Consider the following 6,476-nt stretch of genomic DNA (forward strand, 5'->3'; position numbering starts at 1 on the left):
ATGATCGATACAAAATTGCGGGGTAAATTTCAACCAACGTTTGATATAATGGCAGTAAAATTAGTTAAAATCCAGTTACGGCCTAATGTGATCACCTGGATCGCTTTTGGAGTAGGTATACTAGCCAGTGTATCTGTGGCAATAGAATGGATGATTCCTAGTATTCTACTGCTTTGGCTTTCAGGACTTCTGGATGTATTAGATGGTACAGTAGCCAGACTGACAAGGAGTTCATCAAGGGGCGGAGCCTATATGGACTTAATATTAGATCGAATGGTAGAAGCTGCCTATATACTAGGCCTTGCCTATAGATTTCCCCAAGGCTATTATGCCTATTTGCTTTTTTATGTAGCAGTTATTTTCAATTTTACCACCTTTATTGTTGCGGGCGCACTGTTTCAAAACAATGGAGCTAAGAGTATGCATTATGATGTGGGTATTGCGGAGCGAACAGAGACTTTTTTAGTATTTACCTTACTAGCCCTATTTCCCACAAATATATATTTGATCCTGATGATTTTTAATGCCGTAATTTTCATCACGGGAATGGTTCGTTTTAAGCGGGTGCTTGCCTATAGCAAGTCATTGGACTAAAGATTGGTTTTTTAGCAGCAGAAAACATAGATTATTTTAATGAGCTGATGAGGAGAGATGAACAGATGAAAGGATTGAAAAGGTTAAGTGCTATGCTAATGATCATCTTTATGTTAGCAGGGTGCAGCACAGGTACAGGGAATAACGTTGAGGAACCAACCATGAGTACGTGGGAAGATGTTTTAGCCCAGGGTAAAAATAAAGAAGTGACTATTTTGATGTGGGGTGGCAATGAAAGCATTAACAAATATATGGATGGTTTTGTAAGCGCAAAGGTGAAAGAAAAATATGGTATTACTTTGAAAAGAGTACCGATGAATGCACCGGAATTTATGAGTAAGCTGTTGAACGAAAAGAAAGGGAATTTAAATCCAGGTACATCAGATCTATTATGGATCAATGCAGAGAACTTTAGAACAGCGAAACAGGGTGGTCTTTTGTGGGGACCGTTTACAGATTTATTACCAAATGTCAGTCAATATTATGACTTAGAGGCATCTGATCTTCATTATGATACAGGGATTCCTATTGAAGGCCATGAAGCGATCTGGGGTAGAGCTCAGCTTGTTCTTACCTATGATTCAGAATATGTGAAGGAGCCGCCAAAATCCTTTGAGGAATTAATGGTTTGGGTAAAAGAAAATCCTGGTAAATTTACATATCCAAAGCTTCCAGATGATTTTGTGGGGGCAGCATTTATCCGAACTGCGTATTATGAACTTACTGGAGAAAGAGATGTTTTTCAGAAAGACATGACGCGAGAAGCGTTTAATGAGCTTTCAAAGCCAGTGGTTGCATACTTTAAGGAAATGAACCCATATTTATGGAGAGAAGGGAAAGCTTTTCCAGTGTCTCAAGCCCAGCAAGATGAATTGTTCAAAAATGGTGAAGTGTATATGACCATGGGTTTTGAAATCGGAAAAACGGCAGGGCAGGTTAAGACAGGGGTATATCCTGAATCTGTAAAAACCTATGTTTTTGACACAGGAACCATTGGAAATTCCCACTACTTAGCGGTGCCATTTAATAGCCCAAATAAAGCGGCAGCACTCTTGGTGATTGATTTTCTTCAAAGTCCCGAGGCTCAGATTGAGAAATTAAAGCCAGAGGTTTGGGGTGATATGCCTGGTTTTGATACCAATAAATTAGATGCATCTCAGAAAAGCCAGCTAGAAACCCTAGAATCGGATCCTGCTTCTATAAGCATGGAGACCCTGACCAATAACAGACTACCTGAAATGCAGTCTCAATATATCGATTGGATTAAAGAGATTTGGACGGACGAAATAGGAGGCCAGTAATGGCTCATAAAAAGATCATACCGTACTTGCTCATACTGCCAATTGTCCTACTGTACGGTGTTTTTATAGGAGGAGGACTCGTTGGCATTATCCAAGAGAGTCTTGGACATATTCCAATCCTTGGACTGAAAGGGTTTACGATTGAGTATTATTCAACGGCTATTTCACAAAATTACTTTTTGAAAAGCTTGTTGTATTCAATCTATATTGCATTCACCGCAGCAGTGATAGCAACGGTACTAGGTGTTGTTATTGCATATGCTTTTGTTACCTGTGAAAATGAAATGGTTCAGAGGGTAGTAAAAAGAGCTCTGCAGTTTGGATTGATTATACCTTATCTCTATGGTGTTTTCTTAGCAATGATTCTATTCAATCAGACTGGTTTTTTCGCAAGGATAGCCTATAGCGTTGGTGCAATAGGAGAACCTGCCAGTTTTCCTGAGCTTATTTTTGATCGAAAGGCCGTCGGAATCATATGGGTGTTCGTGTTTAAAGGAACACCCTTTGTTTCACTTTTTGTGATGAACGTCATGGGGAGGATTGGAAATACCTATGGGGATGTGGCTAAGTCGTTGGGTTCAGGGAGCTTAACCATACTAAGAAAGATATATATACCCCTTGCCTCCAATAGTATCGTCTGGGCTTCCAGTATTATTTTTGCATACGCCCTAGGCTCCTTCGAGGTGAATTATTTGTTGACCAGCATTTCACCGGTCCCTCTATCTGCCAAGCTGTATAGTTTGTTTATTCATCCTGATCTTACAGTGATACCCCAGACAATGGCACTCAGTGTTATATTGTTTATAATAGGAGGCAGCGTAGTTGGTCTATATTCTGTTTTGTTAAGCTTTCTATTGAAGGGGAGAATATGATGAAAAAAACAATTCTAGTATTTATTAGCCTTATCATGATTTTCCCTATGCTGATTGTGCTGCTTCTATCTATGTTCTCGTATTATCGATTCCCTTTGATTTTGCCCCAACATTTCACAAATACGTTTTGGAAGACTGCTGTAGTTGAAAACCCTTTATTTGTCTCTAGTCTAGCAAATAGTATAGTACTGGCAACGTGTAATGGTATTTGCTCTACGGTGGTAGGGATCATGACAGCGAGGGCACTGGTAAGGCATGAATTTATGGGGAAAAGGGTTGTGCGGATGTTTTTTACGTTGCCGCTTTTTATTCCAGCCATGGCGCTGTTTTTAGGGGTGCATTCCGTCATGATCAGACTTCAGCTGATGAATCATTGCTCGGGAATCATATTGGCCCATATGTTAATTTCAGTTCCCTATGGGATCAACATATTTATTTCATTTTTTCAAGGAATTAACAGGGATATGGAGGATGTGGGAAAAACACTTGGGTGTACGCCCATTACATTGTTTTCCAGGATTGTGTTACCCTTGATCATGCCAGGTATCTATTTATCCTTTTCCATTAGCTTTTTGATTTCCTTTACGGAATACTTTTCAACCTTTCTCATTGGCGGGGGCAATATCATTACATTTTCTACCATGATGTACCCATATGTTCACAATGGAGATCTAGGAAATGGAGCGGTGTTGGGCATAATATTCATAAGTATAAATGTAGGTATTTTTTATCTCACAGAATATTTATCCAGAAAAAAACTCAAAATTGATAGCTATTTATTTGAATAGGAAATATAGAATAACGGATGAGACGGGAAAGTGATCATATGAAGATAGACTTACAAAACATAACAAAGCAATATGGAGAAACCATGATTTTGGATGGTGTGAGTATCCAAGTAAAACAAGGAAGACTGCTTTCAATCTTAGGATATTCTGGTGCAGGGAAGACGACTATTCTAAAAATTATATCTGGTCTGGTGAAACAAGATGAAGGACGGGTAATGATTAACGGAATAGACATATCTGGCTGCCCCGTTGAAAAACGAAACATAGGGTATGTATTTCAATCTCCCTTATTGTTTCCTCATATGACAGTGGAGGAAAATATTCGTTTTGGCTTAGAAATAAAGAAATGGGATAGCGCTAGAACCCAAGCAAGAATAGCACAGCTCCTAGAGCTTCTTCAAATTGAGGGATTGGAAAAAAGAATGCCCTCCATGATCTCTGGAGGACAACAGCAGCGGGTTGCAATCGCAAGGGCTTTAGCGCCAGAACCAGAAATCCTCTTGATGGACGAACCTTTTTCCAGCCTGGACCCTACCCTTAGGTATGAAATGGGCGAGCTAATCAAAGAAATTCAAGAGAAGTGTAAGCTCACAATCGTATTTGTTACCCATGACCGAAATGAGAGTTTAGCTCTTTCCCATGAGATTGCCATATTGATAGATGGAAAAATAGCACAAATAGACAATCCTAAGAATATTTATTATAGGCCAGTGAACAAGGCAGTGGCTCGGTTCATGGGGTCTTGTAACTTTATCCCAGGAAAAATTGAGGCAGGAACCTTTTACAGCAGCATAGGAGCCCTTAAAACAGATGAAGAAGATGGAGATAAAACACTATTTATAAGACCAGAGCAGATTCGGATAGACGCTGAAGGGAAGGGTTTTATCATTAAGTCATGTAAAAGCATAGGGAAAGAGGTTATTTATACCATAGGAACAGAAAACCTGAATCTAACCGTAGAAACCCTAGGATATGAGATTTTTTTTGTAGGACAACAGGTGGGATTACTGTTTCCTCAAGATGGTCTGTATTTTATGACTGGAGCATAAGAGAGATCTTAGGAATATGATTGATGCAGTAGTTCAAAAGTATGGATAGAGATCAATCAAAGTTGGATGTAGAATAATTCTAAATAGCAATAAGAAATAAAAAATGTATAGATAAAGCAACTGATTAAGCTGCTTTATCTATACATTTTTTATTTCTGTGTCCCTTCAACGTAGCGATTTAACCTTTGGGAGAGGGTGCCTGTATGTAGTTCAAAAAGATGATTGTCAAAGTCATAAAAATAAAGGGAGCGACCTTCTCCATCAACCCTTGAGCGTGGTGGTTTAAAATCTACGCCTAACGCCTCCACCCGCGACCTATAGATATCAAAATCTTCATCGGGTATTTTGAATGCCACATGATTATATGTACGCTCAGCTAGGGAATCACCTAACATAATGGCAATCCATTGATTACCAATGAGGAAAAATTTCTCACTGCTTAACGAAAATGTTTCTTTACCGCTGGAATATATTTCTTCAGCATCAAAAATGGACGTGAAAAATTTTGATGCAAGTTCCAGGTCTTTTACGATAAAGGTTATATGACTTACGCCCTCAATCATGTATTTCTCCTTTCTATACATGTAAAAATATTCCAATGCTTATAATATAACAGGTAACCAGCGGTCAATATATCGCTACTTTAGAAAACCAAATCCCAGAAAACCTTTCGGAAAATATCTTGATTGAGTCTATGAATAGACACGCCCTCCACATTTATGTGGGGGGTTTTTCAAGCAATAAATCCATTTTCTAGCTTTGTCTCATAGAACCATCTCGCGCTTTTATTAAAATGTTGGAAAGCTTCTTGAGAATCCGAATGATATAGCTTCATATTTTCTTTGTTATTTTCCATATGTGATAAATAGTATAGCATTGCATTTTGTTTAGAAACTTTTAACGCTTCTCTGATTTCACGGACTAATCCTTTATATTCATCTTCTTTCCAACTCATTTTGTCGGCTAAAAACACTTCTAATTCAGTCGTGCTAGAATTTCTTCTTGAAGTTGTATGATATCTAATCGCATTTAATATGAGTGGACCTGTTATCTTAAATACTCTTTGTGCAATAAAGAATGTAGTCTTTTATATTTGTAAATATTTTCTAGTTCCTATGATATAATAGGTAAAAAGAAAAATCAATCTAAGTTCATAGGGGGAATAAAATTGAACAGTAAATTGAAACATGTCTTTAGATTATTCATCCTTGGGGTTATAGAGCTTGTCTCATATATTATTTTTAAGCCCCAAGATTTAGAGACTTTCTTTTTTGCTTGGACACTTATCCCATTCGCTTTCCTTATACTTAATATCGTAAATGTAGAGCTCATAGACGTAGGAGCTTCTATTGGTACCAGTCAAAACAACTCCAGCCAGATAGGTTATCTGGGTAGTAAAGCGGCTGAAATATTAACGAATTCAAGTCCTAGGGCAAAACGAATAGTTGGTGGAATATTGGATCCCCTTAATCTAGCCTATATATTCTCAATAATAGCCAATATAATAGGAATGATGTTGGTTATATAAGAGAGAATTGATTTATACGCTTGAAAAATAACTTAACCAATGATTATTAGCCTGTGGAAGTGAATCTTAGGAGGGATTTAAATTGAAAAAATAACCATTATGGAGAAACCCAGGTAATCGAATTAAAAAGTAATAAATAACTTTTATTATAAGCGCTGTTAAAAGATAGCATTGAAGTCATAGTATTTCATCTTTATAGTGATCATATAGAATTAATTCGCATTTGTAGAACAATGCGACACAGTACCATCGGTATGACAGGATCGTCCGACCCTACAAAAGATTATGAAATTATGTTTTAGGGTAGGGAACGATGCCCTCATCGTTCCGAATGATATGAATTA

7 protein-coding genes are annotated in these 6,476 nt (G+C 37.7%); 6 read left to right on the forward strand and 1 reads right to left on the reverse strand.

Going from position 1 to position 6,476, the window contains the following annotated elements:
- The 5 genes from K0R93_RS17055 to K0R93_RS17075 all read left to right on the forward strand — a co-directional run bounded on the left by K0R93_RS17055 (position 1) and on the right by K0R93_RS17075 (position 4,604).
- Positions 1-594 (forward strand): CDP-alcohol phosphatidyltransferase family protein, encoded by a 594-nt coding sequence (locus tag K0R93_RS17055; RefSeq protein ID WP_300303873.1) that lies wholly within the window; start codon positions 1-3, stop codon positions 592-594.
- A gap of 65 nt (positions 595-659) precedes the next feature.
- Positions 660-1,895 (forward strand): ABC transporter substrate-binding protein, encoded by a 1,236-nt coding sequence (locus K0R93_RS17060; RefSeq protein WP_300303876.1) that lies wholly within the window; start codon positions 660-662, stop codon positions 1,893-1,895.
- Positions 1,895-2,767, forward strand: a complete 873-nt coding sequence (locus K0R93_RS17065; protein WP_300303879.1) for an ABC transporter permease — start codon at positions 1,895-1,897, stop codon at positions 2,765-2,767. Before K0R93_RS17060 ends, K0R93_RS17065 begins: the two co-directional genes overlap by 1 nt.
- Positions 2,767-3,555, forward strand: a complete 789-nt coding sequence (locus K0R93_RS17070) for an ABC transporter permease (protein WP_300303882.1) — start codon at positions 2,767-2,769, stop codon at positions 3,553-3,555. Before K0R93_RS17065 ends, K0R93_RS17070 begins: the two co-directional genes overlap by 1 nt.
- 38 nt (positions 3,556-3,593) lie before the next feature.
- Complete coding sequence (locus K0R93_RS17075; protein ID WP_300303885.1) at positions 3,594-4,604, forward strand: ABC transporter ATP-binding protein; 1,011 nt, start codon at positions 3,594-3,596, stop codon at positions 4,602-4,604.
- Positions 4,605-4,753: 149 nt separating this feature from the next.
- On the opposite strand, the gene fosX is transcribed toward K0R93_RS17075, so the two are convergent.
- Positions 4,754-5,167: a FosX/FosE/FosI family fosfomycin resistance hydrolase gene (gene fosX, locus K0R93_RS17080; RefSeq protein ID WP_300303888.1), complete on the reverse strand. Its 414-nt coding sequence runs from the start codon at positions 5,165-5,167 to the stop codon at positions 4,754-4,756.
- A 605-nt stretch (positions 5,168-5,772) separates the two neighbouring features.
- On the opposite strand from fosX, the gene K0R93_RS17085 reads away from it, so the two are divergent.
- Positions 5,773-6,132, forward strand: a complete 360-nt coding sequence (locus K0R93_RS17085) for a hypothetical protein (protein WP_300303891.1) — start codon at positions 5,773-5,775, stop codon at positions 6,130-6,132.
- Positions 6,133-6,476: the final 344 nt, after the last annotated feature.

It is taken from the genome of Anaerosolibacter sp., assembly GCF_029240175.1.
Classification (GTDB): Bacteria; Bacillota; Clostridia; order Peptostreptococcales; family Thermotaleaceae; genus Anaerosolibacter.

Bases quoted from the DNA above. Each gene is read 5' to 3' on its own strand.
- K0R93_RS17075 (WP_300303885.1), top strand. From the start codon at position 3,594: ATGAAGATAGACTTACAAAACATAACAAAGCAATATGGAGAAACCATG.
- K0R93_RS17070 (WP_300303882.1), top strand. From the start codon at position 2,767: ATGAAAAAAACAATTCTAGTATTTATTAGCCTTATCATGATTTTCCCT.
- K0R93_RS17055 (WP_300303873.1), top strand. From the start codon at position 1: ATGATCGATACAAAATTGCGGGGTAAATTTCAACCAACGTTTGATATA.
- fosX (WP_300303888.1), bottom strand. From the start codon at position 5,167: ATGATTGAGGGCGTAAGTCATATAACCTTTATCGTAAAAGACCTGGAA.
- K0R93_RS17065 (WP_300303879.1), top strand. From the start codon at position 1,895: ATGGCTCATAAAAAGATCATACCGTACTTGCTCATACTGCCAATTGTC.
- K0R93_RS17060 (WP_300303876.1), top strand. From the start codon at position 660: ATGAAAGGATTGAAAAGGTTAAGTGCTATGCTAATGATCATCTTTATG.